This is a genomic window from Haloferax prahovense (genome assembly GCF_000723845.1).
In the GTDB taxonomy this organism is placed as follows: domain Archaea; phylum Halobacteriota; class Halobacteria; order Halobacteriales; family Haloferacaceae; genus Haloferax; species Haloferax prahovense.
Genome location: NZ_LK053000.1, coordinates 2,120,756 through 2,146,965 on the forward strand (window position 1 = coordinate 2,120,756; position 26,210 = coordinate 2,146,965).

General features: G+C 66.4%; 24 protein-coding genes. 13 read left to right on the top strand and 11 right to left on the bottom strand.

Annotated elements, in window-relative coordinates:
* Positions 1 to 96 precede the first annotated feature (96 nt).
* The 3 genes from BN984_RS10675 (at position 97) to BN984_RS10685 (ending at position 3,065) form a co-directional block, all read left to right on the top strand.
* Positions 97 to 2,019 (top strand): beta-CASP ribonuclease aCPSF1, encoded by a 1,923-nt coding sequence (locus BN984_RS10675; RefSeq protein ID WP_049968193.1) that lies wholly within the window; start codon positions 97 to 99, stop codon positions 2,017 to 2,019.
* A gap of 112 nt (positions 2,020 to 2,131) precedes the next feature.
* Positions 2,132 to 2,515: a methylglyoxal synthase gene (locus BN984_RS10680; RefSeq protein ID WP_004972550.1), complete on the top strand. Its 384-nt coding sequence runs from the start codon at positions 2,132 to 2,134 to the stop codon at positions 2,513 to 2,515.
* Between the two features lie 118 nt (positions 2,516 to 2,633).
* A complete protein-coding gene (locus tag BN984_RS10685; RefSeq protein ID WP_049968194.1) occupies positions 2,634 to 3,065 on the top strand; it encodes a DUF7332 family protein in 432 nt (143 codons plus the stop codon).
* Here BN984_RS10685 and BN984_RS10690 read toward each other — a convergent pair whose 3' ends face one another.
* Both BN984_RS10690 and BN984_RS10695 read right to left on the bottom strand, forming a co-directional pair.
* On the bottom strand, positions 3,066 to 3,872 hold the full coding sequence (locus BN984_RS10690; protein ID WP_008092378.1) for an endonuclease III domain-containing protein: 807 nt from the start codon (positions 3,870 to 3,872) through the stop codon (positions 3,066 to 3,068).
* Between the two features lie 75 nt (positions 3,873 to 3,947).
* Positions 3,948 to 4,373 carry a DUF371 domain-containing protein gene (locus BN984_RS10695; protein WP_049968195.1) on the bottom strand — a complete coding sequence of 142 codons (426 nt, stop codon included), beginning with the start codon at positions 4,371 to 4,373 and terminating at the stop codon, positions 3,948 to 3,950.
* A 299-nt stretch (positions 4,374 to 4,672) separates the two neighbouring features.
* Here BN984_RS10695 and BN984_RS10700 point away from each other — a divergent pair, with 299 nt between their 5' ends.
* The 3 genes from BN984_RS10700 (at position 4,673) to BN984_RS10710 (ending at position 7,853) form a co-directional block, all read left to right on the top strand.
* Positions 4,673 to 5,596: a coiled-coil protein gene (locus tag BN984_RS10700; RefSeq protein WP_008092382.1), complete on the top strand. Its 924-nt coding sequence runs from the start codon at positions 4,673 to 4,675 to the stop codon at positions 5,594 to 5,596.
* Between the two features lie 90 nt (positions 5,597 to 5,686).
* Positions 5,687 to 6,688: a signal peptide peptidase SppA gene (gene sppA, locus BN984_RS10705; RefSeq protein ID WP_049968196.1), complete on the top strand. Its 1,002-nt coding sequence runs from the start codon at positions 5,687 to 5,689 to the stop codon at positions 6,686 to 6,688.
* 43 nt (positions 6,689 to 6,731) lie between these two features.
* Positions 6,732 to 7,853, top strand: a complete 1,122-nt coding sequence (locus tag BN984_RS10710) for a DUF373 family protein (RefSeq protein ID WP_049968197.1) — start codon at positions 6,732 to 6,734, stop codon at positions 7,851 to 7,853.
* A gap of 52 nt (positions 7,854 to 7,905) precedes the next feature.
* Here the strand turns inward: BN984_RS10710 and BN984_RS10715 are convergent, their stop codons facing one another.
* Both BN984_RS10715 and BN984_RS10720 read right to left on the bottom strand, forming a co-directional pair.
* The gene (locus BN984_RS10715) at positions 7,906 to 8,097 is read right to left on the bottom strand and encodes a DUF7333 family protein (protein WP_004972543.1); all 192 of its coding nucleotides are present in this window, start codon (positions 8,095 to 8,097) and stop codon (positions 7,906 to 7,908) included.
* A gap of 88 nt (positions 8,098 to 8,185) precedes the next feature.
* Positions 8,186 to 8,968 carry an aldo/keto reductase gene (locus tag BN984_RS10720; RefSeq protein WP_049968607.1) on the bottom strand — a complete coding sequence of 261 codons (783 nt, stop codon included), beginning with the start codon at positions 8,966 to 8,968 and terminating at the stop codon, positions 8,186 to 8,188.
* A gap of 236 nt (positions 8,969 to 9,204) precedes the next feature.
* Between BN984_RS10720 and BN984_RS10725 the strand changes: the two genes are divergently transcribed.
* On the top strand, positions 9,205 to 9,402 hold the full coding sequence (locus BN984_RS10725) for a hypothetical protein (protein WP_049904942.1): 198 nt from the start codon (positions 9,205 to 9,207) through the stop codon (positions 9,400 to 9,402).
* A 92-nt stretch (positions 9,403 to 9,494) separates the two neighbouring features.
* On the top strand, positions 9,495 to 10,205 hold the full coding sequence (locus tag BN984_RS10730) for a DUF6517 family protein (protein WP_049968198.1): 711 nt from the start codon (positions 9,495 to 9,497) through the stop codon (positions 10,203 to 10,205).
* A 40-nt stretch (positions 10,206 to 10,245) separates the two neighbouring features.
* Here BN984_RS10730 and BN984_RS10735 read toward each other — a convergent pair whose 3' ends face one another.
* Together BN984_RS10735 and BN984_RS10740 are read right to left on the bottom strand one after the other, a co-directional pair.
* The gene (locus tag BN984_RS10735; protein WP_004972539.1) at positions 10,246 to 11,109 is read right to left on the bottom strand and encodes a 2-oxoacid:ferredoxin oxidoreductase subunit beta; all 864 of its coding nucleotides are present in this window, start codon (positions 11,107 to 11,109) and stop codon (positions 10,246 to 10,248) included.
* On the bottom strand, positions 11,106 to 12,866 hold the full coding sequence (locus BN984_RS10740) for a 2-oxoacid:acceptor oxidoreductase subunit alpha (protein WP_008092391.1): 1,761 nt from the start codon (positions 12,864 to 12,866) through the stop codon (positions 11,106 to 11,108). Before BN984_RS10740 ends, BN984_RS10735 begins: the two co-directional genes overlap by 4 nt.
* Before the next feature lie 306 nt (positions 12,867 to 13,172).
* On the opposite strand from BN984_RS10740, the gene BN984_RS10745 reads away from it, so the two are divergent.
* Positions 13,173 to 13,817 (top strand): FAD-dependent oxidoreductase, encoded by a 645-nt coding sequence (locus BN984_RS10745; protein WP_049968199.1) that lies wholly within the window; start codon positions 13,173 to 13,175, stop codon positions 13,815 to 13,817.
* 51 nt (positions 13,818 to 13,868) lie between these two features.
* Here BN984_RS10745 and BN984_RS10750 read toward each other — a convergent pair whose 3' ends face one another.
* The 3 genes from BN984_RS10750 to BN984_RS10760 form a co-directional block, all read right to left on the bottom strand.
* Positions 13,869 to 14,690 carry an ABC transporter permease gene (locus BN984_RS10750; RefSeq protein ID WP_008092393.1) on the bottom strand — a complete coding sequence of 274 codons (822 nt, stop codon included), beginning with the start codon at positions 14,688 to 14,690 and terminating at the stop codon, positions 13,869 to 13,871.
* Positions 14,687 to 15,493: an ABC transporter ATP-binding protein gene (locus BN984_RS10755; protein ID WP_081909232.1), complete on the bottom strand. Its 807-nt coding sequence runs from the start codon at positions 15,491 to 15,493 to the stop codon at positions 14,687 to 14,689. Before BN984_RS10755 ends, BN984_RS10750 begins: the two co-directional genes overlap by 4 nt.
* Positions 15,494 to 15,587: 94 nt before the next feature.
* Positions 15,588 to 17,513 carry a NosD domain-containing protein gene (locus BN984_RS10760; protein WP_049968202.1) on the bottom strand — a complete coding sequence of 642 codons (1,926 nt, stop codon included), beginning with the start codon at positions 17,511 to 17,513 and terminating at the stop codon, positions 15,588 to 15,590.
* Between the two features lie 222 nt (positions 17,514 to 17,735).
* Between BN984_RS10760 and BN984_RS10765 the strand changes: the two genes are divergently transcribed.
* The gene (locus tag BN984_RS10765) at positions 17,736 to 19,436 is read left to right on the top strand and encodes an acyl-CoA mutase large subunit family protein (RefSeq protein ID WP_049968203.1); all 1,701 of its coding nucleotides are present in this window, start codon (positions 17,736 to 17,738) and stop codon (positions 19,434 to 19,436) included.
* Positions 19,437 to 19,621: 185 nt separating this feature from the next.
* The gene (acs, locus tag BN984_RS10770; RefSeq protein WP_049968204.1) at positions 19,622 to 21,610 is read left to right on the top strand and encodes an acetate--CoA ligase; all 1,989 of its coding nucleotides are present in this window, start codon (positions 19,622 to 19,624) and stop codon (positions 21,608 to 21,610) included.
* A 29-nt stretch (positions 21,611 to 21,639) separates the two neighbouring features.
* On the opposite strand, the gene BN984_RS10775 is transcribed toward acs, so the two are convergent.
* Positions 21,640 to 21,885 carry a hypothetical protein gene (locus BN984_RS10775; RefSeq protein ID WP_004972531.1) on the bottom strand — a complete coding sequence of 82 codons (246 nt, stop codon included), beginning with the start codon at positions 21,883 to 21,885 and terminating at the stop codon, positions 21,640 to 21,642.
* 176 nt (positions 21,886 to 22,061) lie between these two features.
* On the opposite strand from BN984_RS10775, the gene BN984_RS10780 reads away from it, so the two are divergent.
* A complete protein-coding gene (locus BN984_RS10780) occupies positions 22,062 to 23,684 on the top strand; it encodes a long-chain-fatty-acid--CoA ligase (RefSeq protein WP_008092398.1) in 1,623 nt (540 codons plus the stop codon).
* Between the two features lie 90 nt (positions 23,685 to 23,774).
* Here the strand turns inward: BN984_RS10780 and BN984_RS10785 are convergent, their stop codons facing one another.
* Complete coding sequence (locus BN984_RS10785; protein WP_049913381.1) at positions 23,775 to 24,326, bottom strand: hypothetical protein; 552 nt, start codon at positions 24,324 to 24,326, stop codon at positions 23,775 to 23,777.
* 557 nt (positions 24,327 to 24,883) lie between these two features.
* Here BN984_RS10785 and BN984_RS10790 point away from each other — a divergent pair.
* Entirely contained in the window at positions 24,884 to 26,200 is a 1,317-nt protein-coding gene (locus BN984_RS10790; RefSeq protein WP_199514432.1) for a substrate-binding protein, read from the top strand.
* Positions 26,201 to 26,210: the final 10 nt, after the last annotated feature.

Here is a 26,210-nt window from a genome sequence, read left to right on the forward strand (position 1 = left end):
CTGGCACTCGTACACGTGGACCGTCTCGTGTCGACGCTCCTGAGGTAGGGGTTCCCGAGACCTGCCGGCGCAGGACCGGACGGGTCGCTCGTAACTATGAGCTCCGTAGATAAACAACTCGAGAATTTGAAGGCAGAGATTACGAACGAACTCCCCCGCGACATCTCGGTTTCCGACGTCAAGTACGAGGGTCCCGAACTCGTCGTCTACACGCGCGACCCGAAGAAGTTCGCTCAGAACGGCGACCTCATCCGGAAACTCGCGAGTAAGCTCCGAAAGCGAATCACGGTTCGCCCGGACCCGGACGTGCTGTCCGACCCCCGGGAGGCCGAACCCAAGATTCTGAGCGTCATCCCCGAGGAGGCCGGCGTCACCGACCTCGACTTCCACATCGACACCGGCGAAGTCGTTATCGAGGCCGAGAAACCGGGCATGGTCATCGGTCGCCACGGCTCGACGCTCCGCGAGATTACACAGAAAGTCGGCTGGACGCCCGAAGTCGTCCGCACCCCGCCCATCGAGTCCTCGACGGTCTCGAACGTCCGCAACTTCCTGAAACAGGAACGCGAGGACCGTCGCCGCATCCTCGAACGGACCGGTCGGCAGATTCACCGCGAACAGCTCTCGGACGACGAGTGGGTCCGAATCACGACCCTCGGCTGCTGCCGCGAGGTCGGTCGCGCGTCATTCCTCGTCTCGACGCCCGAGACCCGCATCCTCGTCGACTGCGGCGACAAGCCCGGCTCCGACGACGTGCCGTATCTGCAGGTCCCCGAGGCGCTCGGGTCGGGCGCGAACTCGCTCGACGCGGTCGTTCTCACCCACGCCCACCTCGACCACTCGGCGCTCGTCCCGCTTCTGTTCAAGTACGGCTACGACGGTCCCATCTACACGACCGAGCCGACCCGCGACCTCATGGGCTTGCTCACGCTCGACTACCTCGACGTCGCCTCGAAGGAAGGTCGCACCCCGCCGTACGAGTCCGAGATGGTCCGCGAGGCCATCAAGCACACCATCCCGCTGGAGTACGGCGACGTGACCGACATCGCGCCCGACGTGAAGCTCACGTTCCACAACGCGGGCCACATCCTCGGCTCCGCAGTCTCGCACTTCCACATCGGCGACGGCCTCTACAACGTCGCGTTCTCCGGCGACATCCACTACGAGGACACCCGCCTGTTCAACGGCGCGGTCAACGACTTCCCGCGCGTGGAGACGCTCGTCCTCGAATCGACCTACGGCGGCCGCAACGACTACCAGACCGACCAGCAGGACTCCGAAAAGCGCCTCATCGAGGTCATAAACGAGACGTACGACCGCGGCGGCAAGGTCGTCATCCCGGCGTTCGCCGTCGGTCGCTCCCAAGAGATCATGCTCGTCCTCGAAGAGGCGATGCGCTCCGGCAAGATTCCGGAGATGCCCGTCCACCTCGACGGGATGATCTGGGAGGCGACGGCCATCCACACGACCTACCCCGAGTACCTCCGCGACGACCTCCGCGACCGCATCTTCCACGAAGACGAAAACCCGTTCCTCGCCGAGGAGTTCAACCACATCGACGGCGGCGAAGAGGAGCGACAGGACGTCGCCGACGGCGACCAGGCCATCATCCTCTCGACCTCCGGGATGGTCACCGGCGGCCCCATCATGTCGTGGCTCCGCCACGTCGGTCCCGACCCGAAGTCCCGGCTGGTCTTCGTCGGTTACCAGGCGCAGGGAACGCTCGGTCGCCGCATCCAGAACGGCTGGGACGAAATTCCGGTCAACGGCCGCGACGGCATGGGCCGGTCTGACACGCTGAAACTCGAGATGGACGTCGAGACCGTCGACGGCTTCTCCGGTCACGCCGACCGGCAGGGCCTCGAGAACTTCGTCAAGACGATGAACCCGCGCCCGGAGAAGGTGCTGTGCGTCCACGGCGACGAGCGCTCCGTGCAGGACCTCTCGTCGGCGCTCTACCACGACTACAACATGCGGACGTTCGCGCCGAAGAACCTCGAGACGTTCCGCTTCAAGTAACGACTCTCGTCCACGGCGACCCGCGTCGACGTATCAATCGCCGCCGCGCGACGATTTCTCACGGACGGCTTCCGGGCGAAGATTAATCACGACGCTCGAACGAGTGTTTGCCATGCGTCTCGCACTTATTGCTCACGACGAGAAGAAGCCGGACCTCATCTCGTTCGCCGAGGAGCGACAGGCCGACCTCGAACGCTTCGAACTCATGGCGACGGGGACGACCGGGCAGCGACTCATCGACGCCACGGGCCTCGACATCGAGCGCAAGCAGTCCGGGCCGCTCGGCGGCGACATGCAGATCGGCGCGGAGATTGCCAGCGAGACCTGCGACGGCGTCATCTTCCTTCGCGACCCGCTGACCGCCCAGCCCCACGAGCCGGACATCACCGCGCTGCTCCGCATCTGCGACGTGCATCAGACGCCGCTGGCGACCAACCTCGCCAGCGCGGACGCCGTCCTCGACGAACTCATCAGACAGCTCGACGGCGAGGAGTAATCGCCGGGTCCGCGCCCCGCCGCGACCCCCGTCTCTCGTCTCGTTTTTCGCCGACTCGTGGTATCACCCCTGAGAATCGCGACGTATCCTTAATTACCAGCGCGCCGGAGGCGACGGTATGAACGCCGCGACCCGCGCGTCCTTGACGCTCGCCGTGATTCTCACCGTTGCGACCGCCCCGGTCGCCGCCGCGACCGGCCCGACCTCGCCGTGTTTCCCCGGCGAGGGCCACCAGTTCGACATCGGCGGCGAGGGCGCGGGCATCGACCTCGTCGTCTTCCTCTCGGTCTTCGAGAACCTCGGCGGCGAGGGCGGCTTCGGGATGGAAGCCAGCGGCTCCGTCGGCAACGACTCCATCGTCCAACTCCGGGCGGGCGTCGCGTTCGACGGCGTCGGCCCCGCGTCGGCGTTCCTCTCGAACCCCTTCTCGCGATTCAGCGTCGTCTACGACTACTCGATGAACCTCCCGATGTTCGCCGGTTCGGGTATCGAATCGAGCTACGAGGACGACGGCTCGCCGGTGAGCGGACTCAAAACGAAGTCCTGTTAGTCAGTCGTCCGCGGCCGCGGGGTCGGTGACGGCCTGCGCCGCCGCGTCGACGCCGACCATGTCGCACACGTCGGCCATCGGGCACGCCTCCGGTCCGTCGAGACACGCGGGCTTTCGGGCCGTGCAGAACTCGCGACCGAACTGAATCATCGCGGTGTGGCCGAAGCCGCATTTCTCGTCGGGGATGTCGCGTTCGAGCGCCGCGCGAACGCCTTCGTGGTCGGCGTCAGCCGGCGCGAGTCCGATTCGCCGAGCGATGCGGTGGACGTGGGTGTCAACCGGGAAGACGCCGCCGCGGCCGCCCGCAAAGAGGAGGACGCAGTCGGCGGTCTTCGGGCCGACGCCCTTCATCTCCAGGAGTCGGTCGCGGACCGTCGCGGGCACTTCCTCGCGGACGTAGCGGTCGAAATCGGCCTCGCTCCCGAAGTCGGCCAGCACGTCCTCGGCGACGCCTTGGATGAGCTTCGACTTCTGGTTGTAGAGCCCGCCCGAGCGGATGGCCTCGACGATGCCCTCGCGGTCGGCCGCCGCCAGCGACTCGGCGAGGTCGCCGCCGCCGTACTGCGCCATGAGTTCGTCGTGGGCGGGTTGGCTCGCCTTGTCGCTCGTGTTCTGACTCAGAATCGTCCGGACGAGGCACTCGAAGCCGCCCTGCCCGCCGTAGGCCTTCCGCCAGTAGCGCTCGCCGAGTCGGTCAACGACGACCTCGGCGCGCGTCGCGGTCTCGGGATCGGCGGGGTCGACCGCCGTCTCTCGACCGCCGCCGCTCGTGCCGCCGCTGATGTTCTCGGAGGGTTCTTCGGGCATGCCCGGAGGTTACGACCGCGCGGTGAAAAGCGCATTCCGTCGGTCGGCTCGCGTTGGTCCGCCGTCTGCGCGGGGCTATTCGACTTCGATGGTGACCGTCAGTTCCGCGCCGTCGGCGAGCGCCGAGACGAGGTCGCGGTCGAAGCCCGCGGCGGCGTGGGCCGCGCCGACCGCGCCCGTCCGGTCGTCCACGTAGTCGCTCGTGCGGAAGACGACGCTGCGGTCGCCCTCGAAGGAGAGGTCCGGGTGTCCGCGGGCGCGGACCGCCTGCTCGTAGGTGTCGCCGTCTGCGTCCACGCGGACGCGCACGTCGATAGTGGCGTCGTGGGACTGACAGGCCTCGACGAACGACGGGTCGAAGTCGGCGGGGGTGCGGTCGGCCTCGACGCCGATGATGCAGTCGCCCGCGGGGGTGAGCCAGTCGTCTGTCGTCACCTCGAACGTGCTCGCGTGCTCGGCGCACACGTGCTCGTGGCCGCGTGCGCGGATGACTTCTCTCATGGCGTGGCATCCGACCCGACTCGGTTTAGCCCCCACGGTTCGCATCCCATTTATATACGTCCATGGCAAACACTGACATGGTGAATACGGTCGATACGAGCGGTGTGGTAACTGTTTTCACCCGAATTTCCACCGAAGTATTTATTAACTGGTCGCCTGTATGTGTATGTACCTGAGCGCCTCCGGCGTTCCGGCGGCATCGCACGCAGAATGATCGGGAATTCTTATCCACGGTCGGTCGCACTCCCACGAGCAGCCGCCACGCACGGAGTGGTGATGGTATCGAGGATTGATTACGCATGGTAACGAAGCAGGAAGTACTTAGCGAGTTCGACGTGCAGGAACTCGACGAGGCACGAAACATCGATCTCCCAGACGAAAAGCTCGAGAGCGGCTCGAAAGGCGAACTCATCAAACTCGCCGGTCAACTCCGTGACCGCCGCAATGAACTAAACCAGATGGCTTCTGAGCGCGCATCCAAGCGCGACGACCTCAACGCGAAGACTCGCGAGAAGGTCGACGAAGCCCAGAAGCACCGCGAGAAGCGCGACGAGATGAACTCGCAGGTGCAGGAACACAAGCAGAGCCGCAACGAGCTCAACGCGAAAGCCAACGAGCTGTTCGACGAGGTCGACGAAATGAAAAGCGACCTCGAGCTCGACGACGGCAAGGACATCGACGAGCTCAAAGAGGAGATCGAGCAACTCGAGTTCCGCCAGCAGACCGAAGTCCTCTCGACCGAAGACGAGCGCGAGCTCATCGAGAAGATCGAGAACAAGCGCGAAGAACTTCGCCAAAAAAAGGACAAGGTCGAAGAGAGCGGTGACCTCGAAGCGCTCATCGAAGAGGCAGAAGAGGTCCGCTCCGAGGCGTCCCAGCACCACCAGAAGGTGACAGAGCTGGCCGACGACGCCCAGGAACACCACAACCAGATGATCGAGGCCTACCGCGAGGCCGACGACATCCGCGACAAGGCCGACGAGATGCACGAGCTCTTCGTCGAAGCCCAGGAAGCGGCCGACCGTCACCACGAGGACTTCGTCCGCGTCCAGAAGCGCCTCCGCGAGCTGGACAAGAAGGAAGAGCGCCAGCGCAAGGACTCCCGCGCCGAGGAGCGCGAAGCCGCCAAGGCCGAGGCCGAGGAGATCTACCAGAAGTTCAAGGAAGGCGAGACCCTCGAGACCGAGGACCTGATGAAGCTTCAGAAGTCCGGTCTGCTCTAAACCCCGGTCACTTTCTCTCTCTTCGTCGCGCTTGCGACGTATCATTTTTATCCCGTTCGAAGCCCCAGCGACAGCCATGAGTGATTCACCGTGACCGACAGCTTCACGCGCATCTACCGGCTGACTATCGTGGTCGTCCTCGCCGTCGTCGCGGCGGCGGTCGGCTGGGTCCTGTTCTACCGCGTCCCCGACACGCTCGCGGACCTCGCGGGGCTCCTCTTGGTCATCGGAACCGTCGTCGCCGCGCTCCGCGTCGGCGGCAGGCTCGCCGCCTCGGCCTTCCCCGACTACGACGTAGCCGAGGTCGCCGTCGAGGGGCCGATTTCCCGCGACGGCGGCGGGGGCCCCGTTCCGGGTCGCGGCGGCGGCACGCCCGCCGACGACATCGTCGAACAGATCGACGCCGCGGCCGACGACGAGAACGTCGACGCGCTCCTCGTCAAACTGAACACGCCCGGCGGCGAGGTGCTGCCGAGCGACGACATCCGCCGGGCGGCCGCCGACTTCGACGGCCCGACGGTCGCGTACGCCACGGACACCTGCGCCTCGGGCGGCTACTGGATCGCCAGCGGCTGTGACGAACTGTGGTCCCACGACGTGAGCGTCGTCGGCTCCATCGGTGTCATCGGCTCGTCGGTCAACGCCTCGGAGTTGGCCGACAAGGTCGGCCTCTCCTACGAGCGGTTCGCCGCGGGGAAGTACAAGGACGCGGGGATGGCCCTCAAGGAGCCGACCGAGGACGAACGCGAGTACCTCCAGGGGCTCATCGACGACTACTACGACGACTTCGTCGAGCGCGTGGCCGAAGGGCGCGACATGGACCCGCAGGTCGTCCGCGATACTGAGGCCCGCGTCTACCTCGGCGAGGAGGCCCACGAACTCGGGCTGGTCGACTCGCTGGGCACCCGCGACGACGTGGAGGCCCGACTCGCCGAACTCCTCGGCCGCGACGAGGTCTCGGTGCGGGAGTTCACCCCCGAGGTCGGCCTCACCGACCGGCTCCGCGGCGGTGTCGAGGGGGCGGCGTACGCCTTCGGTGCGGGGGTCGCCTCGTCGGTCGAACCGGACGACGGCTTTTCGTTTCGGTTCTGACGACTGGGAGGCTTTTTAGCCCGCGCCCGCGTTCGTCTTCGACGTGACAACGCTCGTCCTCTGTGTCGACCGGGCGAACGACATCGGCCGCAAGACCGGGCTCTCGACGCCCGTTGTCGGCTGGGAAGCGGTCCGGTCGCTCGTCACCGACGTGGGGCTCGCCGACCCCGAGGATTCGAGCGTCAACTGCCTTCTCGCGGCGTTGCGGACGACGCGCGAACTCAGAGACGAGCGCGAAGACGCCGAAATCGCGGTTATCTCGGGGACGAGCGACAGCCCCGTCGGGGCCGACCGCGCCGTCGCACGACAGCTCGACGACCTCGCCGAGCAGTTCGACGTCGAGTCCGCGGTCGTCGTCATCGACAGCGCGGAAGACGAGCGACTCGTCCCCGTCGTCGAGAGCCGGTTCCGGGTCGACGCGGTCGACCGCGTGGTGGTCCGACAGGCCCACGACATCGAGTCGACGTACTACCTGCTCAAGCAGTTCCTCGGCGACGAGGAGCTTCGCTCGACGATACTCGTCCCGCTCGGGGTCGGACTGCTCCTCGTCCCGCTGCTTCTCGTCCAGTTCACTCCCGCGGTCGCGATGGCCGGGCTCGCCGCCCTCATGGGCGCGGTGCTCCTCTACAAGGGGCTCGCTATCGACGAGTTCCTCTCGGACGCACCCGACCAGATTCGCGACGCCCTCTACTCCGGACAGGTGTCGGTCGTCACTTACGCGGTCGCCGCGGGGCTGGCCATCGTCGGGCTGTTCCTCGGCGCGCTCGCCATCCGGACGCCGGGCGTCGGCGGGAGCGAGGAGGTGCTCGTCCCGTCGCTCCTGTTCGTCTACCACAGCGTCCCGTGGCTGGCGCTCGCCGCGCTAACCGCGAGCGCGGGCCGTCTCTTGGACGAACTCATCGGGAGCGAGCGCGTCTCCACGTCGTACATGAACCTCCCGTTCGGCGTCGTCGCCATCGGGCTGGTCGTCCGCGGGTTCGCCGGTTTCCTCCTCGAACGACAGGGGGAGTTGCCGAACCTCGAACTGCTCGGGCGACTCGCGCTCACGCCGGTCCAGCGGCTGGCGATGTTCATCGTCGCCGGCATCGTCGTGAGCGTCGTGGGCGTCCGCATCTCGGCGAGCGTCTCGGACGACGCGCTCGAAGACGTGGTCGACACGCCGTGAGAAAACGAGAGTTGCGGTCTTCCGTGCCGCTTTTTCGCTTCGTTCCGCGCCGTTAGTTCGCCGCTCGGTACTCGCCGTGCTTGACGCCGATGGCGAGACAGACGGCCCCGAAGACGAGCATCGCGGGCGTCACCATCATCAGTACGGTACTCGTGGCCATGACGCCCATCCCGACGAGGGCCGCGGTTCCGACGACGACGAGCGCGACGAGCAACGCGACTGTCTTGGGGAGGTCGAACTCCATGCGATTCTGTCGGGACCCGTTCGACAAATCCGTTGCGTCTTCCGACGGCGAATCGAGAGGCGAACCGGAAAAACGCGGGTTCAGTCGCTTACCAGGGCGCGAAGTCGGGGTCGATGCAGCGCTCTTCGGTCTGGATGGCGTCGATGGCGGCCACGTCTTCGTCGTCGAGGTCGAGCGCGAGCGACTCCCAGTTGTCGCGGATGTGGCCCTCGCTCGTCGCCTTCGGAATCGCGGTGACGCCTTTCTCGCGGAGCCACGCCAAGGACACCTGCGCCTCGCTCGCGTCGTGCTTCTCGGCGATGTCGGACAGCACGTCGACGTCGAAAACGTTCCCGCGGGCGAGCGGCGAGTACGCGACGATTTCGATGTCCTCCTCGGCGCAGACCTCGCGGAGCTCTTCCTGCTGGAGGAGCGGGTGCATCTCGATTTGGTTGGCGAAGGCGCCCGACTCGGACAGTTCGACGGCCTCGCGGACCTGTTCGGGCTCGAAGTTGGAGATGCCGACGCGCTTTGTCAGCCCGCGTTCGACGAGTTCGTCGAACGCCGCGAGAGTCTCTTTGGCGTCGTACTCGCGGGACGGCCAGTGGACGTACAGGAGGTCGACGTAGTCTACGCCGAGCTTTTCGAGGCTCTCTTCCGTGCTTTCGATGACGTCGTCGTGGGACAGCTTGTCGGCCCACACCTTCGTCGCGAGGAACACCTCGTCGCGGTCGACGTCGGCGGCAGCGATGCCCTCGCCGACCTCCGCTTCGTTCTCGTACGCTTGGGCGGTGTCGATGTGGCGGTAGCCCATCTCCAGCGCCGTCTGCACCGCGTTGCGACACTCGTCGGCGTTCGTGTTTTGCCACGTCCCGAGCCCGAGCATCGGCATCCCGTTCGCCCGCGGTGCATCGTCTGCTGAAGCGGCGTTCTCCGTCATGGTCGGACCGTGGGCCGCGAGTTGAAAAGGCGTTCCGAAAGGGCGGGCGAATTTCCGGCTCCCATGGCCCGAGAGTGTGTCACACGGGGTCTCAGATGTTCGCTCCCCGATGCCTCCCGACGCCGCTCGACGCTTGGCGGCGGATAGTTTATGTGACATGTGGTAGCATATCTGAACGGTGATCAGGAATGTCGTCCGCATCAGAGCCGTTGACAGAAGAGAACACGAACGCGTTCGCACACCGCATCGCGGGTGACTCGCTCGTCTACGAGTGTCCGAACTGCGAGTTCGGCGAGGTGTTGGTGACGGAACTCATCGAATCCGACGACGCCCGGTGTCTCGATTGCGGGACGCGCTACCGACTCCACGTCGAGTCGGTAGAGTAACCAGCGGTCGACGGAAATCTTTCGGGAGCGGTCCGAATCGGTCTTTTTCGCGGCGGCGAGACTGTCATACTCTCAGAGCGCCTCTAGGTAGCATGCCTCAACTACGCACAGCCCTCGCGCTCGCGCTCGTCGTCGCGCTCGCGGGATGCCTCGGTGGACTCGGCGGCTCGACCACGTTCGCGGCCCAGCCCGCGACGATTCCCGCGTCGGCTTACGAGGCACACGGTTACGTCCACGGCAACAGCACCGTCGTCCCGATTTCGTACGACGTCGGCGTCGGTCCCGCCTCTCGCTCCGTCGGCGCGGACGTCTGGGTGTCCGGATACTCGAAGACGACCGACGACGACGATATCACGGCCCTCGTGGTCGTCTCGTCGCCGAACGCCGAAGTCGCCGGCCAGTCGGTCAACCCGCTTTCGAACCTCGGCAACCGCGACCTTGTCGCGGCCGGTCTCGACTTGCTGGCCGACGCGCAGGCGCTCGGAAACGTCCCAGAGGTCAACGGCGTCCGCGAGGTCGGCGCACGGAACGTCACGATGCTCGGGTCGGAGACGGAACTCGTCACCTACGCTGGCACGGTCGAAGTCGAAGCCGGCGAGACCGCAGTCGACGGCGAGACGGTCGCCTACGAGGGCGGGACGGCCGAAGTGAGACTCCACCTCGCGACGGTCGAACACGACGGCGACGTGGTGGTCGTTCTCGCGGTCCACGGGGCCGACGTGGACGAGACCGAGGCGGTCGCGGCGCTCGCGGGCGCTGTCGAGCATCCGGGGACGGTCGAAAGAACGGTCGAAGTTCGATGAGCGAGCGGCGCGGCGTCGACCGCGAGTTCGGCGGGAGTCGTTAGTAGAACTCGCGGACGAGGTCCATCGCGTCGTCGGGCGCGCCCGACGGGATGTCCGACATGTTCTGGTCGACGCCGAACTTCTCCTCGTAGGAGACGGAGCTTTCGTCCTTGTAGATGACGCCCTCGTACTCCTTCGACGAGTCGAGAATCTTCTCTTTGGCCGCGTCGTAGTCGGTCGGGTCGTGGTCGGTGTCCGCGAGGTCCACGAGGTTGTCGCGGAAGTAGTCGTAGGTGTCCACGTCGTTGAACGTGACACACGGACTGAACACGTTCACGAAGCCGAAGCCGTCGTGCTCGATGGCCTCCTGGACGATTTCCGCGTGGCGCTTGTGGTCCGTCGCGAACGACTGCGCGATGAACGTGCCGCCGGCCGCGAGCGACAGCGCGAGCGGGTTGACCGGGGGCTGCTTCGGTCCTTCGGGGGTCGTCGAGGTCTCGAAGTCCTCGCGCGAGGTCGGCGAGGCCTGACCCTTCGTGAGGCCGTAGATGCGGTTGTCCATGACGGTGTAGGCCATGTCCACGTTGCGGCGGACGGCGTGGATGAAGTGGCCCGCACCGATGGAGTAGCCGTCACCGTCGCCGCCGGCGGCGACGACGGTCAGGTCGGGGTTCGCCAGCTTGACGCCGGCGGCGACCGGGAGCGAGCGCCCGTGGACGCCGTGGATGGCGTACGAGTGCATGTACGTCCCGATTTTCCCGGAACAGCCGATGCCGGCGACCATGAACGTGTTGTCGGGGTCGGTGCCGGAGTTGGCGAGGGCTTTCATGATGCCGTTCATCGTCCCGAAGTCCCCACAGCCGGGACACCAGGTCGGTTGTTTGTCTGACTTGAAGTCGGTGAAGCGGACGTTTGAGCTCATGCTGAGACCTCCTCTGCGTCGAGGGTGGCTTTGATTTCGTCTGCGAGTTCGTCCGCCTTGAAGCGGACGCCGTCGTACTTGTTAATGCGCTTGACACGGGTCAATGTGTCGTGCTCGACGACGTTGGCGAACTGCCCCGTCGCGTTACACTCGACGACGATGACCTCGTCTGCCGCCTCGATTTCCTCGGTGAGGTCCGGCCGCGGGAACATGTACGGGACCGACAGGAACCGAACGTCGATACCGTCCGCTTCGAGGAAGTCGAGCGCCTCGACGAGCGCGCCCTCGTTGGAGCCCCACGAGAGGATGAGCGTGTCGGAATCGGCGTCACCGAACTCGCGCGGCGAGAAGTCCTCGGTCTCCTTTGCGGTCTCGACCTTCCGGTCGCGCTTGTCGACCTGCTCGACGCGCATCGACCGGTCTTCGGTCCGCCGACCGAGTTCGTCGTGTTCGAGACCGGTCGACATGTGTGCGCCCTGTTCCGTGCCGGGGAACGCGCGCGGGCTGACGCCGTCGTCAGTGAGCGCGTGCGGCTGGAAGCGACCTTCCTCGTCGAGCCACTCGTCGATGGAGTCGTCGTCGACGACCTTGCCGCGGTCGATTTCGACTTCGTCCATGTCGAACGCCTCGGGGGAGAACGTCTGTTCCGTGACCGCCATCGCGAGGTCGGCCGCGACGTAGACCGGAACCTGATACTTCTCGGCGAAGTTGAACGCTTCGACGGTCTTCCAGAAGCACTCGTCGATGCTCGTCGGCGCGACGACGAAGCGCGGAATCTCGCCGTGGCCGCCGTAGAGCATCATGTTGAGGTCGCCCTGTTCCTGCTTGGTCGGCATCCCCGTCGAGGGGCCCGAGCGCATCACGTCGACGATGACGAGCGGCGTCTCCGAGGTGGCGACGAGACCGAACGTCTCGGTCATCAGGTCGATACCCGGACCGGACGTCGCGGTCATCGACCGCGCGCCGGCGCGTGCCGCACCGAGCGCGAGGTTGATGGCCGCGAGTTCGTCTTCCGCCTGTACGACGTGACCGCCGTAGCGTTCGATACGGCCGGTGAGATACTCCATCACGTCCGTCGCGGGCGTGATGGGGTAGCCGGCGTAGAAGCGGCAACCGGCGGCGATGGCGCCCATGCCGATGGCTTGGTCGCCGTTGATGAGCACGTAGTCCTCGTCGGTCGTCTCGAGGTCGTAGTCGAACTCGTGGTCGTACTCGTCGTGGACGTATTCGAGGCCCGCGCGAGCCGCCTTCTTGTTGTTCTCGACGATGGCCTCGCCCTTCCCGCCGAAGCGCTTCTGCAGTGCGCTGTCGAGGTTCTCGATGGGGAAGTCCGCGACGGCGCACGCCGCGCCGAGCGCGACGACGTTGCGCATGATAGCGCCGCCCGCCTCCTCGGCGAGCGCCTTGAGGGGGATGTCCAGCCCGACCATTCCCTCGGGGATTTCGACGTCCGCCATCGTCGAGCGGTCGCCGTCGTAGATGATGACGGAGCCCTCGTGCAGTTCGTCGAGGTTCTCGTCGATTGTTCGTTGTGTGAGTGCGATGAGCACGTCGAGTCGGTCGACGACGCTCTGTACGGGGTCGATGGCAGTCCGAACCTTGTACGCGGTGTATCCGCCCCGGATTCGCGAAGCGAAGTCCTTAGAGGTGAACACGTGGCGTCCAGCCCGGGATAGCGCCTGAGCGAAAATCTTCCCCGTGGAGTCGATGCCATCGCCAGCCTCGCCGCCGATGGCCCAGTTGAAGTCCGCAGGCATGCTGAGTGAAATCTACCCATAGCCGGGTCAAAAGCCTTCTGAAAATTGGTGTTAAACGACGGTACCGGTAACATATGGAAATTTAACGAACAAGTTTTAGAGACGCTGATTGAGATGGTTATATGAAATAAGAGGCCGCACATACGGGGAATAACTGGACGAACATCCAATCAAGGTGTGTTTTGCCCTCTCGTGGCAATTCTTTCCGGTTCACACTATGTGCACGGCCGGGACGGTTTGTCCTGCTCTCCGGCGCGCGCGTCCGGGAAGGCAAGGCCCTTGTGAGCCTGCGACCAAGCCGCTCGCATGGACGCAATCGTCACCGTCGCCGCGGTCCGCGACGTCGGCCCCGGAACGGTCGCCATCGAGTTCGAGACGCCCGACGGCTTCGAGGCCGAACCGGGCCAGTTCGTCAAGCTCTCCGCCGAGGTCGACGGCGAGTCGTACGCGCGGTTCTACACGCTCTCGTCGCCCGGCGTCGGCGACACGTTCGAGGTGACCGTCGGCATCGACCCCGAGGAGGCCGGGCCGTTCAGCCAGCACCTCGACTCGCTCGTCGCCGGCGACGACGTCGAGGTCTCCGGGCCGTTCGGTCAGAGCTACTACGACGGCGAGTCGCGCGTGGTCGTCCTCGCGGGCGGCCCCGGCGTCGGCCCCGCGGTCGGCATCGCCGAGGCCGCGGTCGCCGACGGCAACGAGGCCGCCGTGGTCTACCTCGACGACGCGCCAGCGCACGAAGAACGCCTCGCGGCGATCCGGGACGACGGCGCGAGCGTCGTCGTCACCGGCGACGACTCCGACCTCGCCGACGCCGTCTCCGATGCGCTCACCGGCGACGAGGGCGAGCAGGTGTTCGTCTACGGCTTCGCCGACTTCGTCGAGCGCGCGACCGACGCGGTCGAAGCGGCCGGCGGTGACGCCGACGCGGCGAAGGTCGAGAACTTCGGGTAGGCGCTTCGACCGCCTGCTCGCCCGCCCAGCGCTGTCCAGCACTGCCCAGCACTATTCTACCGGTCGCCACGCCGTCAGCACCGCGACCGCGAGCGCGACGGCGACCCACCCGACGAGGCCCGTAAGCGCCGCGACCGGCGAGGTCGAACCGCCGGTCTCGACGGCGACGCCGAGAACGAGCGACCGAAACGCGCCGTTCGGGCTCGCCGCGAGCACGAGCGGGACCGCGTCGATGCCGAGGTTCCCCGAGGCCAGTCCGGCGACGGCGGCGGCGTCGACGCCGACGACGAAGGCGACGAGCAGGCCGACGGCGAGCGCGATTGCCTGCCGAGCGGTCCGCGCGGCGGCCGAGACGGCGAGCGCGACGGCCGCGACCGCGAGGGCGAACAGGACCGCGAGGACCGAAAACCGGAGGAACGCGACCGGCGAGTCGGCGGCCTCGTTCAGCGCGAGGAACGTCGGGTCCGGCGGCGAGAGGACGGGGACGGTCGCGCCCGCGGCGAGCAGCGACCCGAAGACGACGAACACGAGCGCGAGCCCCCGGCCGAGGTAGACGCCGCCGACGTAGGCCGGGCGAGACACGTCGAACGTCCTGAGCACGTCGAGTTCGCCCGACTCGCGGTCCGAGAGCACCGCCCGGTAGCAGAGCGCGACGGCGAGAAGCGGGACGAGCGCCTCCACGAACGGGGCCAAGTCGAGGACGAGCGGGACGTAGCCGCCGCGCGCGCCGGAGCCCGCGGCCGCGACCGCGACGACGGTCAGCGCGAAGACGACCGAGAGCGCGACGACAGCCGGGGTTCTGACCACCGTTCGAAGCTCCCGGGCCGCGATGGCGAACAGGTCGCCGAGGCTGTCTCGGCCGTCGGCGCTCATCTCCCCGTCACCTCCTCGGTCGCCACGAGGTCGCCGAAGGCGGTCTGGAGGTCGGCCGCGCCGACCGACTCGACCACCGCTCGCGGGTCGCCGTCGGCGACGAACCGCCCGCCGTCGAGGACGACCACGCGGTCGGCGGTCCGCTCGACGGGGCCGAGGTTGTGCGACGAGAGGACGACCGCGACGCCCGCGTCGGCGAGGTCGGAGACGATGTCGAACAGCCGTTCGACCATGCCGGGGTCGAGGCCGCTGGCCGGTTCGTCGAGGACGACCACGGCCGGGTCGCCGACGAGCGCCCGCCCGAGGCCGAGCAACCGCGTCATCCCGCCGGAGAGCGCGTCGACCCGGCGGTCGGCGGCGCCCGCGAGGCCGACTCGCTCCAACGCGTCGGCCACGTCCACGGGGTCGTCCACGAACTGCGCGTAGAAGTCGAGCGTGTCGGTCGCAGAGAAGCCGGCGCGGAAGCCGGGCTGTTGCGGGAGGTAGCCCACGCGGGCGCGCCCGTCACTGGCTCCGATGGTGACCGTTCCCTCGTCGGGCGCGCGGACCCGCGCGAGAAACCGCAGGAGCGTGGACTTCCCCGAGCCGTTGGGGCCGACGAGCGCGACGATTTCGCCGGGGGCGACCGACAGCGAGACGCCGTCGAGGACGCGCACGTCGCCGAAGGCGTGGCTGAGGTCGGTCGCGGCGATGGCCGGTCGGCCGCTCTCGGCGGTCGCGGCGTCGGCGTCGGCGGCGGCACTCTCGCCCGTCGATTCGTCGGAAGCGGTCTCGGCGGTCGTCGCTGGTTCGGGATTCGGCATCGTGGTGTCTCCGTCGGTCGTCGGTGGCGTCGTGGTTCCATCGGCCGTCGGGTCTGTCTCGCTTTCGTCAGTCGCCGGGTTCGTCCGGTCGCGGTCAGTCATCGGTCTCCTCCGTCGCGTTCAGGGCGGCGAGCGTCTCGGGGCGGACCGGTTCGGTCCGCGGCGCGGCGTCGACCACGCCGGACCCGCGGAGGCCAGACACCGCGTCGCGGGCGCGGCGGAGCGCGCGCACCGCGGGCGACTCCGAGAGCGCGAGCGCGCCGGGTTCGCGGCCGAGTTCGGCGTCGACCGCCCCGGAGGGTTGGTACGCTCGGTCGTAGACCCCGTCGCCGTCGGCGTCTTCGAGCGGGAGGTCGCCCCAGTAGTTGCCCTCGCCGCCGGCGGTCCAGGTCCGCATCGGGCCGAGCGACGACTCGACGCGCACGTCGTTGTCGACGATGTCGTTTCGGACGACGACGTTCGTCGGGAACGTCGAACTCCCGCGGATGCCGACCCCGTTTCCGGCAACGACGTTTCCGACGTACACCTGCCGGTCGCCGCTCACGTCCATGCCGTAGGCGTTGCCGGCGAAGACGTTGTCAGCGACGTAGGTGTCGCTCCCGGCGGGCATGAACCCGAACTCCGACTCGCGCACGTCGTTTCCGACGACGAGGTTGCCGACGGGCCGGGTCATGAGGACGACGCCGATGCGGTCCCCGCGGACGACGTTGTCGGCGACGAGCGCGTCCGAGGTGTACATCTGGTGGACGCCGTAGCGACCGTCTTCCATGCGGTTGTCGCGGACGACGCTCCCGTCGGCGCGGTGGGTGTAGACGCCGTCGCGGCCGTCGATGAACGTCGAGTCCTGCACGACCGACCGCTCGCCGATGAGGACGACGCCCATGAAGCCCTCGGAGGGCTCGTCGGCCCCGCGGACGGTCACATCGTCGACGACGCTGTCGGCGCTCTCGCGGGCGATGATGCCGCTCGCTGGCGTGTCGATTTCGACCCCGCGGACGGCCGACTCGTTCGCGCCGTCGAGGACGACCCCGGCGTCGCCGCGGCCGTAGGCGAGTTCGACCCGGGTGTCCCAGTCGACGGACTCGTTGCTGGCGCGGACCCGGCGGGTTCCAACCTCGCCGACGCCGGACACGGAGAGGTTCCCGACCGCGCTCCGTTCGGCGCGGAGGTGGACGACGCTCCCGTTTCCGTCGCCAACGAGTCGCGTCTCGGCTCCGGCCCCGAGGAGCGTAATCGAGCGGTTCAGTTCGACCGCGTCGACCGAGTAGGTGCCCGCGGGGACGTAGACGGTCGTGTTCGCGGGGGCCGACGTGACGGCGGCTTCGACGGTCGGCGCGTCCTCGCCGACGACGGTCGAGACGGGCCTGTCGAACAGCGCATCACTCGCAGCGGTGGTCTGGTTCGCCCACTCGTGGTGGGCGGCGACCGACGACTCGAAGGCGTCGAGCCGTGACGAAAGCGGGTCGCCGGCGCGGTCGCGGAGCGTCGCCCAATCGACGACCGTGCCGCCGTGAGCCTCCGCGAACGAGCGGGCCGCGTCGGCGTCGGAAAACGGGACGGCAATCGGCCCGGAGGGGACTCGCGCGCCGGAGTCCACGACGAACGACGCCTCGGACGCTTTCGTCCAGCCGGGGTTGCGGTTGTGTTCGGTTCGGAGGTAGCCGTCGTCGTCGAGTGCGGGCGAGACCGTCGCGTAGTCGGTGACGAACACCGCGAGGGGGTCGCCGAACTGGCGGGCGCTCTCGGACGTGGACACGTCGGCGGCGGCCGTGGTCACGTCGTAGTAGCCGATGATGAAGCGGTACCGCGAGAAGTGGACCTGTGCGAGCGGGACTTCGAAGCCCTCGACTTCGGCCGTGCGAACGTCGACCGACGTGCCGCCGGTCTTGACGGTGTCGTCGAAGGGGACCGGCGCGACGGACCCGGAGGCCGGGACGACGAAGGAGACGCTCGCGAGGACGAAGACGAGCGCCGTCGCGGCGGCGACCCAGCGGGTCGTCTCGGGCGTGACGAGCGCCATCGGTCAGCGCTCGACCCCGTCGGATGCGGGGGCCCCGGCGGGGTGAGCCGCCGCATCGAGGGTCCCCGTGCCTGTCGAGCGGTCGTACATGCCGGTGGCTAGGTCTTCGGGGGGTGATATGCGCGATGGTCTGTGCGTCGAAGCCTCGCGGTCGAGGGCGAACCGACCGAAGGGGCGACTTCGACCCGAATCCTTAATCATCGTCCATACGGATTCACGAGCATGTACGACGAGGAAGATTTGGCGTCCATCCGCGAGGCGCGCGACGAGTGGGAATCGGAGACCCGCAACCCCTTCGTGGAGAAGGGCGGCGAGCGCAAAGACCGGTTCGCCACCGTCTCGAACCACGAGGTCGAGGACCTCTACACCCCCGACGACGTGGCCGACCTCGACTACGAATCGGACCTCGGCTTCCCCGGCGAGTCCCCGTACACGCGCGGGGTGTACCCAACGATGTTCCGCGGGCGGACGTGGACCATGCGGCAGTTCGCCGGCTTCGGCACGGCGAAAGAGACCAACGAGCGCTTCCACTACCTCATCGAGAACGGTCAGACCGGGCTCTCGACGGCGTTCGACATGCCCTCCCTCATGGGCAAGGACTCCGACGACCCGCTTTCCGACGGTGAGGTCGGAAAGGAGGGTGTCGCCGTCGACACCCTCCGCGACATGGAGGTGCTGTTCGACGGCATCGACATCGGTGAGGTCACGACCTCCTTTACCATCAACCCCTCCGCGCCGGTCGTCTTCGCCATGTACGTCGCGCTCGCGGACAACCGCGGCGTCCCCCGCGAGCAGATAGGCGGCACCTTCCAGAACGACATGCTCAAGGAGTTCATCGCGCAGAAGGAGTGGGTCATCCCGCCGGAACCGTCGCTCAAACTCGTCACCGACACCGTCGAGTTCGCCGCCGAGGAGACTCCGCGCATCCGACCCATCTCGGTGTCGGGCTACCACATCCGCGAGGCCGGGTCGACGGCGATTCAGGAACTCGCGTTCACGCTCGCCGACGGCTTCGCCTACGTCGAAGACGCGGTGGACCGCGGCCTCGACGTGGACGAGTTCGCCCCCCAGCTGTCGTTTTTCTTCAACTCCCACAACTCCATCTTCGAGGAGGTGGCGAAGTTCCGCGCCGCCCGTCGCATCTACCACGACGTGATGTCGGAGTGGTACGACGCCGAAGACGAGCGCTCGAAGCAGTTGAAGTTCCACACCCAGACGGCGGGGCAGTCGCTGACGGCCCAACAGCCGCTCAACAACATCGTCCGCGTCACGATTCAGGCGCTCGCGGGCGTCCTCGGCGGCACGCAGTCGCTCCACACGAACAGCTTCGACGAGGCGCTGGCGCTCCCCTCGGAGGAGGCCGTCACCGTCGCCCTGCGGACCCAGCAGATAATCGCCGAGGAGTCGGGCGCGGCCGACGTCATCGACCCCCTCGGCGGGAGCTTCTTCGTGGAGACGCTGACCGACGAAATCGAGGCCGAGGCGATGGCCTACATCGAGGAGATTCGAGAGATGGGCGACGGCTCGGTCCGCGACGGCGTCCTCGCCGGTATCGACGAGGGCTACTACCACCGCGAGATAAGCGAGGCGTCCTACGAGTACCAGTCGCGGGTCGAAGACGGCGAGGAGGTCGTCGTCGGCGTCAACAAGTACGCCAGCGACGACGACAGCCGTCCCGACCTGCTGCACGTCGAAGACGAGGTGCAGGACCGACAGCTCTCGCGCCTCGAATCCGTCAAGGACGACCGCGACGACGAGGCGGTCGAAGCCGCCCTCGACGAACTCCGCGAGACGGTCCGCGACGGCGGGAACGTCATGCCGGTGCTCGTCGACGCCGCCAAGGAGTACGTTACGATGGGCGAAATCATGGGTGTGTTCGCCGAAGAGTACGGCACCTACCGCGAGACTATCGGCGTGATGTGAGCGTCGCCGGCGCGGCGAGCCCGCCCGAAACGTTGGGGATGACATGAACGTTCGCTGACTGGAACGCGCACCGCCGGCTCGCGTAACCGACCGACGGACCGGTGACCACCCGCGGCGAGAGTCCCCGCTCGGACTGCTGGACTACATAGATTTATCATGGAGGATTGGTGTAGTTAGCACGTACTATGGCAGACGGTGACACCGAACTGGAGGCACGGCTGGTCGAGCAAGAGGAGTTCGAACCCTCCGAGGAGTTCGTCGCGCAAGCGAACGTCTCCGACCCGGCCGTCTACGACGAGTTCGAGGAGAACTGGCCCGAGTGTTGGGAGGGGGCCGCCGAGATGCTCGACTGGGACGAAGAGTACGACGAGGTGCTGGACGACTCGAACCCGCCGTTCTACAAGTGGTTCACGGGCGGCAAGCTCAACGTCTCGTACAACTGCGTCGACCGCCACGTCGAGAACGGGGACAAGAACCGCGTCGCCATCAAGTGGGAGGGTGAACACGGCGAGACGCGGACCTACACCTATCAGGACCTCTATCGCGAGGTGAACGAGTTCGCGGCGGCGCTGCGCGACCTCGGCGTCGAGGAGGACGACGTGGTCACGCTCTACATGCCGATGATTCCCGAACTGCCCATCGCCATGCTGGCCTGCGCTCGCATCGGCGCGCCGCACTCGGTCGTCTTCGGCGGCTTCTCCGCCGACGCGCTGGCGACGCGGATGAACGCCGCGGACTCCCAGTTCCTCGTCACCTGCGACGGCTACTACCGCCGTGGCGACCCGCTCGACCACCTCGACAAGGCCAACGAGGGCCTCGACGGCGTCGACCACGGCGTCGACGCCACGGTCGTCGTCGACCGCCTCGGCGACGACGGCTTCGGCCACGACCTGAAGGGCAACCAGCACGACTGGGACGACCTCCTCGACGAGCACGCCGGCGAGCGCGTCGACCCCGTCGAGCGCGACGCCGAAGACATGCTGTTCCTGATGTACACCTCGGGGACGACGGGACAGCCGAAGGGCGTCAAGCACACCACCGGCGGCTACCTCGCGTACGCGGCGTGGACCTCCCACACCGTCCTCGACATCGAGAAGGAAGACACGTACTGGTGTTCGGCCGACATCGGCTGGATTACGGGCCACTCCTACATCGTCTACGGGCCGCTGGCGCTGGGGACGACGACGGTCATGTACGAGGGGACGCCCGACTTCCCCAACCGCGACCGCCTGTGGGACATCATCGAGAAGTACGCCGTCGACATCTTCTACACCGCGCCGACGGCGATTCGCGCGTTCATGAAATGGGGCAGCAGGTTCCCCGAACAGCACGACCTGTCGAGCCTCCGCCTGCTCGGCACAGTCGGTGAGCCCATCAATCCGCGGGCGTGGAAGTGGTACTACAAGCACATCGGCAACGAGGACTGCCCGGTCGTGGACACGTGGTGGCAGACCGAGACCGGCGGCATGATGATAACGACCCTGCCGGGCGTCAAGAAGATGAAACCCGGGTCCGCCGGGCCGCCGCTCCCGGGCATCGACGCCCAAATCGTCGACACGAGCGGCAAGCAGGTCGACGCCGGACGCGCGGGCTATCTCACGGTGAACAAGCCGTGGCCGGGGATGCTCCGGACGCTCTACAAGAACGACGAGCGCTTCATCCAGGAGTACTGGCAGGAGTACTCCGACACCGACAGCGACGACCCCGACGACTGGGTCTACTTCCCCGAGGACGGCGCGAAAATCGACGGCGACGACTACATAACCATCCTCGGGCGCGTTGACGACGTCATCAACGTCTCGGGCCACCGCCTCGGGACGATGGAAATCGAGTCGGCTATCGTCGGCGTCGAGGGCGTCGCCGAGGCGGCGGTCGTCGGCGGCAATCACGAGGTGAAAGGCGAGGCCGTCTACGCCTACGTCATCACCGAGGAGGGACAGGACGAAGACGACGAGATGCGAAAACGCATCATCGAGGGCGTCGAGGACGCCATCGGTCCCATCGCCCGCCCCGAGATGGTCGTGTTCACGCCCGAACTGCCGAAGACGCGGTCCGGGAAGATCATGCGCCGCCTCCTCGAGGAAATCGCGAACGGCGAGGAACTCGGTGACACGACGACGCTCCGGAACCCCGAAATCGTCGAGTCGATTCAGCGGCAGGTCGAAAGCGAGTAACCACCGGCTCCACCACCGTCGGCTCCGTCCTATCGCGGCTTTTCTTCGACCCACGCCGACAGCGACGGCTCGTCGCGGAAGTACAGCCGTTCCCGGACGCCGTCTCGTTCGACCACGGCGAGGAGGTGTTTCTCGGAGAGCCGAATCTCCTCGCCGCTGTAGGTACACGGTTCGATTCGCTCGTCGCCCGGACGCCACAGTCGGTGGGGGACGACGCGGACGATGGTCTCGTCCCGCCCCGTCGGCGAGCGCCCGGTGTAGTCTGAAAGCGCCATACGCGCGCTACGAACTCCACGAATAAGGTATTTTCCTGCATAGTTTGTGTAGTAATATAGTCTCTCGCGGCCCGAGTCGTGGGCTATTGTCGCTCGGTGTGCGAATTGTTCACAATGATTCGCGCCGCGGTACCAGCCCGCACATTTATTTTGAACGTTAGTGAAGGATATCGCGTATGAAGAAACCACTCCTGGTGACGGAGTTCCTCGACCGCGCGCGGCGGTACTACGGGGACGAGGAGGCGGTCGTGGCGACGACGGGCGAGCGCTTTACCTACGACGAACTCGGCGAGCGCGCCGACGGCTTCTCGGCGGCGCTCCAGTCCCGCGGCGTCGAGAAGGGCGACCGGGTCGCAGTGCTCGACCCGAACACGCACTACCACCTCGAAGCCGCCTACGGGTCGATGCAGCTCGGAGCCGTACACATGCCGCTGAACTACCGGCTCGTCCCGGCCGACTTCGAGTACATGCTGAACGACGCGGACGTGACGGCCGTCTACGCCGACTACGCCTTCGCCGAGAAGATAGACGAGGTCCGCGACGAGATTCCGACGGAGATTTTCGTCACGAACGACCCCGAGAAGGCTGCCGAATCGACCGACGGCGAGTGGCTCGACTTCGACGAGTTGGTCGCGGAGTCGACCGACTACGAGCGCCCGGAGATGGACGAAGACGACATCGTCACCATCAACTACACCTCGGGGACGACCGGCGACCCGAAGGGCGTCTGTCGGACCCACCGCGCCGAGACGATTCACGCCTACCTCGTCTCGATGCACCAGGATATCGCCGACGACGACGTCTACCTCTGGACGCTCCCGATGTTCCACGTCAACGGCTGGGGCCACATCTACGCGATTACCGGACACGGCGCGAAGCACGTCTGCACCCGCGGGGTCGACGCCGAGACCGTGTTAGACGCCATCCGCGACGAGGACGTGTCGTATCTCTGCGCCGCGCCGACGGTGCTGAACATCCTGATGAAACACTACCGCGAGGCGGGGGGCGTCGAGACGACCGGCGCGAGCCCCGTCCGGGCGGCGACCGCGGGCGCGGCCCCGCCGGAGGCGACGATTCGGACCGTCGAAGACGAGTTCGGCTGGCGGCTCATGCACGTTTACGGAGCCACCGAGACCGGACCGCTCATCACGACCTCGGAGGCCGGTCGCTACCTGACAGACGGCGACGACCGCTTCGGCGTGAAGAAGAAACAGGGCATCGGCTACCTCGGCACCGACGTTCGCGTCGTCGACGAGGACGGAACCGACGTGCCGAGAGACGACCAGTCCATCGGCGAAATTGTCGTCGCGGGCAACCAGGTGATGGAGAAGTACTGGAACAAACCCGAGGAGACGGAGGAGGCCTTCTCGGCGCGGCTGGAAGGATATTACCACATGGGCGACCTCGCGGTCGTCGACGAGAACGGCTTCATCAGCATCCAGGACCGCAAGAAGGACATCATCATCTCCGGCGGCGAGAACATCTCCAGCATCGAACTGGAGGACACGCTGTTCGACCACGACGCCGTCGGCGACGTGGCGGTCATCCCCGTTCCGTCCGACGAGTGGGGCGAGTCGCCGAAGGCGTTCGTCGTGCCGACGAGCGGCGACCCCGACGCGCCGGGTGTCACCGCCGAGGCGCTCATCGAGTTCTGCCGGGAGCGCATCGCGACGTACAAGGTGCCGAAGGAAATCGAGTTCGTCGCCGAACTCCCGAAGACCGCGACCGGGAAGATTCAGAAGTACGAACTGCGCGAGCGGGAGTGGGAAGACGAAGGGCGGATGGTCGGGGAAGGATAGGAACGACCGCGTTAAGTCCGCATTTCTGCGGGTAGCCGACTCTTAACCGCGGTCGCGGGGTCTGGTTTTCGTTCGAGGGCCGAGCGCGGTTCAGCGGTCGTCGCAGCCGCAGTCGAGGCCGAGCGAGGCCGGATTGTTGTTGAACGCGTCGAGGGTGTCTTTGAGCTTCTCGCCGTCCATGTCGTTGGCGTACCAGCTCGTCTGCTTGCTACCGTTCTGCCATGACGAGGTGTGTCTGAGCCACGTGCCGGCCATGTTCTTGACTTCCTCGATGGTGTAGCCCTCGTAATAGCCGTACTTGATTGTCGCGCTGGTGCACCCCGATTGGAGCGTCCGAAGGTTGAGGACGGTGGCGATGTAGTGCTTCAGCATTATGACCGCCTTGTCACCTCTCGGCGGGTCGAGCAGAATCTCTTGCCAGTCCTCGTTCGATTTCGTTACACCCGCGATTGTCAGTTCGTCGCCAGGCCACGTTTCTGGGTGGTTCGCCCAGTAGCCGGGCGTCTTGGGACAATCGATGGTCGCCGCCACGGAGCCGGAGACCGCGGGGATGCCGATACCGATACCGATCGCCGACATCGCGCCGAGTCGGAGCACGGAGCGTCTTGTCGGTCTGAATCCGTCGTTCGTGTCGTTTGTCATAGTGGCTGCCACGAGTGTGGCTGATGCGTTATTTGCGCTTTGCCGGGTTAGTTATAAATCGGACATTCACGAAGAGCAGGAGCTTAACGGTCGCTGTCGAACCGGGAGAATCACGTTGAAACGGTGGAATCCGCGTATATATATCTAGTATTCTGATAGTTGTGAACCGATAGTCGACTCGCTCAGGCGGTCGGCGACGCTGCGGACTCGCGGGCGCAGCGCCCCCACTGAATCGAGTTCGTTGGCTCTGTTTACCGCCTTCGACGACCGGCCTAAGGGGGACGAACGTGGCGAGCAAGTCCGCCACCGGCGCGTATTTTACGTCTGCAACGCGTGGGACGTAACGAAGCGCCCGCTCCACCGGTGCCTCCGGCTGGTGGCCCTTGTACTATCCCGTAGACGACTCGGTTCTATCATTATTGTTAATACAAGTAATAGGGAATCCATACATAACTATTATTAACGATGTATCCGCCGATGTGTCTATGGCACGGGATAACAAGTCTCTAAATCGACGAGACGTGCTGAAGGCGACTGGTGCTGTTGGGACCGCTGGCTTGGCAGGGCTGGCGGGGTGCACCGGCGGCGGCGACGGGAGTAACGGTGGCGACGGAAGCGGCGGTGGAGGGGGTGGCGGCGGAGACGACGAGTATCCGGCGCTGGGCAACTTCCCCATCGAGGGTGACACGGCCACGTTCGGCTTCAACGTCCCGCAGTCGGGACCGTACGCCTCGGAGGGTGAAGACGAGCTTCGGGCCTATCAGCTCGCGGTGAAGCACCTCAACGAGGGCGGCGGCTGGGTCGACTCGCAGTTCGACGACCTCTCCGGCGACGGCGTCCTCGGCTACACCATCGACCACGTGGACGGGGACACGGCCACGGACGCGGACCAGGCGCGGCAGTCCGCCTCGGGGATGATTCAGCGCGACGACGCCATCATGATTTCGGGCGGGTCGTCCTCGGCGGTCGCCATCGCGGTGCAGGGGCTGTGTCAAAACGAGAAAGTCATGTTCATGTGCTGTCTGACGCACTCGAACGACACCACCGGAAAAGACTGCGTCCGCTACTCCTTCCGCGAGATGTTCAACGCCTACATGACGGGGCAGGCGCTCGCACCGGTCGTCCGTGACGCCTACGGAGAGGGCCTGCAGTTCTACCAGCTCTACGCCGACTATAGTTGGGGGCAGACCCAGCAGGCGTCGATGGAGCAGTTCATGACGGACGTGGCCGGGTGGGAGCAGATCGAGTCGGTCGCGACCCCGCTCGGAACGTCCGACTACTCGACATACCTCTCGGAGGCACAGAGCTCCGGTGCGGACGTGCTCATCTTGAACCACTACGGCCTCGACGGCGCGAACTCCATGCAGCAGGCCATCGACGCCGGCATCGACGAGGACATGGAAATCATCGTTCCGCTGTACAACCGCCCGATGGCGGAGGCGGCGGGCGGTGCGATAGAGGGAATCTACGGCACCGTCGCGTGGGACTCGCAGATAGACAACACGCCGTCGCAGGAGTTCACGCAGGCGTTCCGAGACGAGTACGACCGGACGCCATCGGGCCCCGCTCAACTGGCGTACGCACAGACGCTCCAGTACGCGGCCGCCGTCGAGCGCGCGGGCACGTTCTACCCGCCGGAGGTCATCAAGCAACTCGAAGACTACGAGTACGACAACATCGGGATGGGCTCGGAGACGATGCGCGGCTGTGACCACCAGGCGCAGCGAGACGTGCCGGTCGTCCAGGGGCTTCCCGCCTCCGAGCAGAGCGAGGGGACGTACTTCAACATCGTCAACATCACCAGCCGCGACGACCTCGGCTACGCGTGCGACGCCGGGCCGGCGGCCGAGTGTGAACTCGGGTCCTACGAGTAGACACTCACCC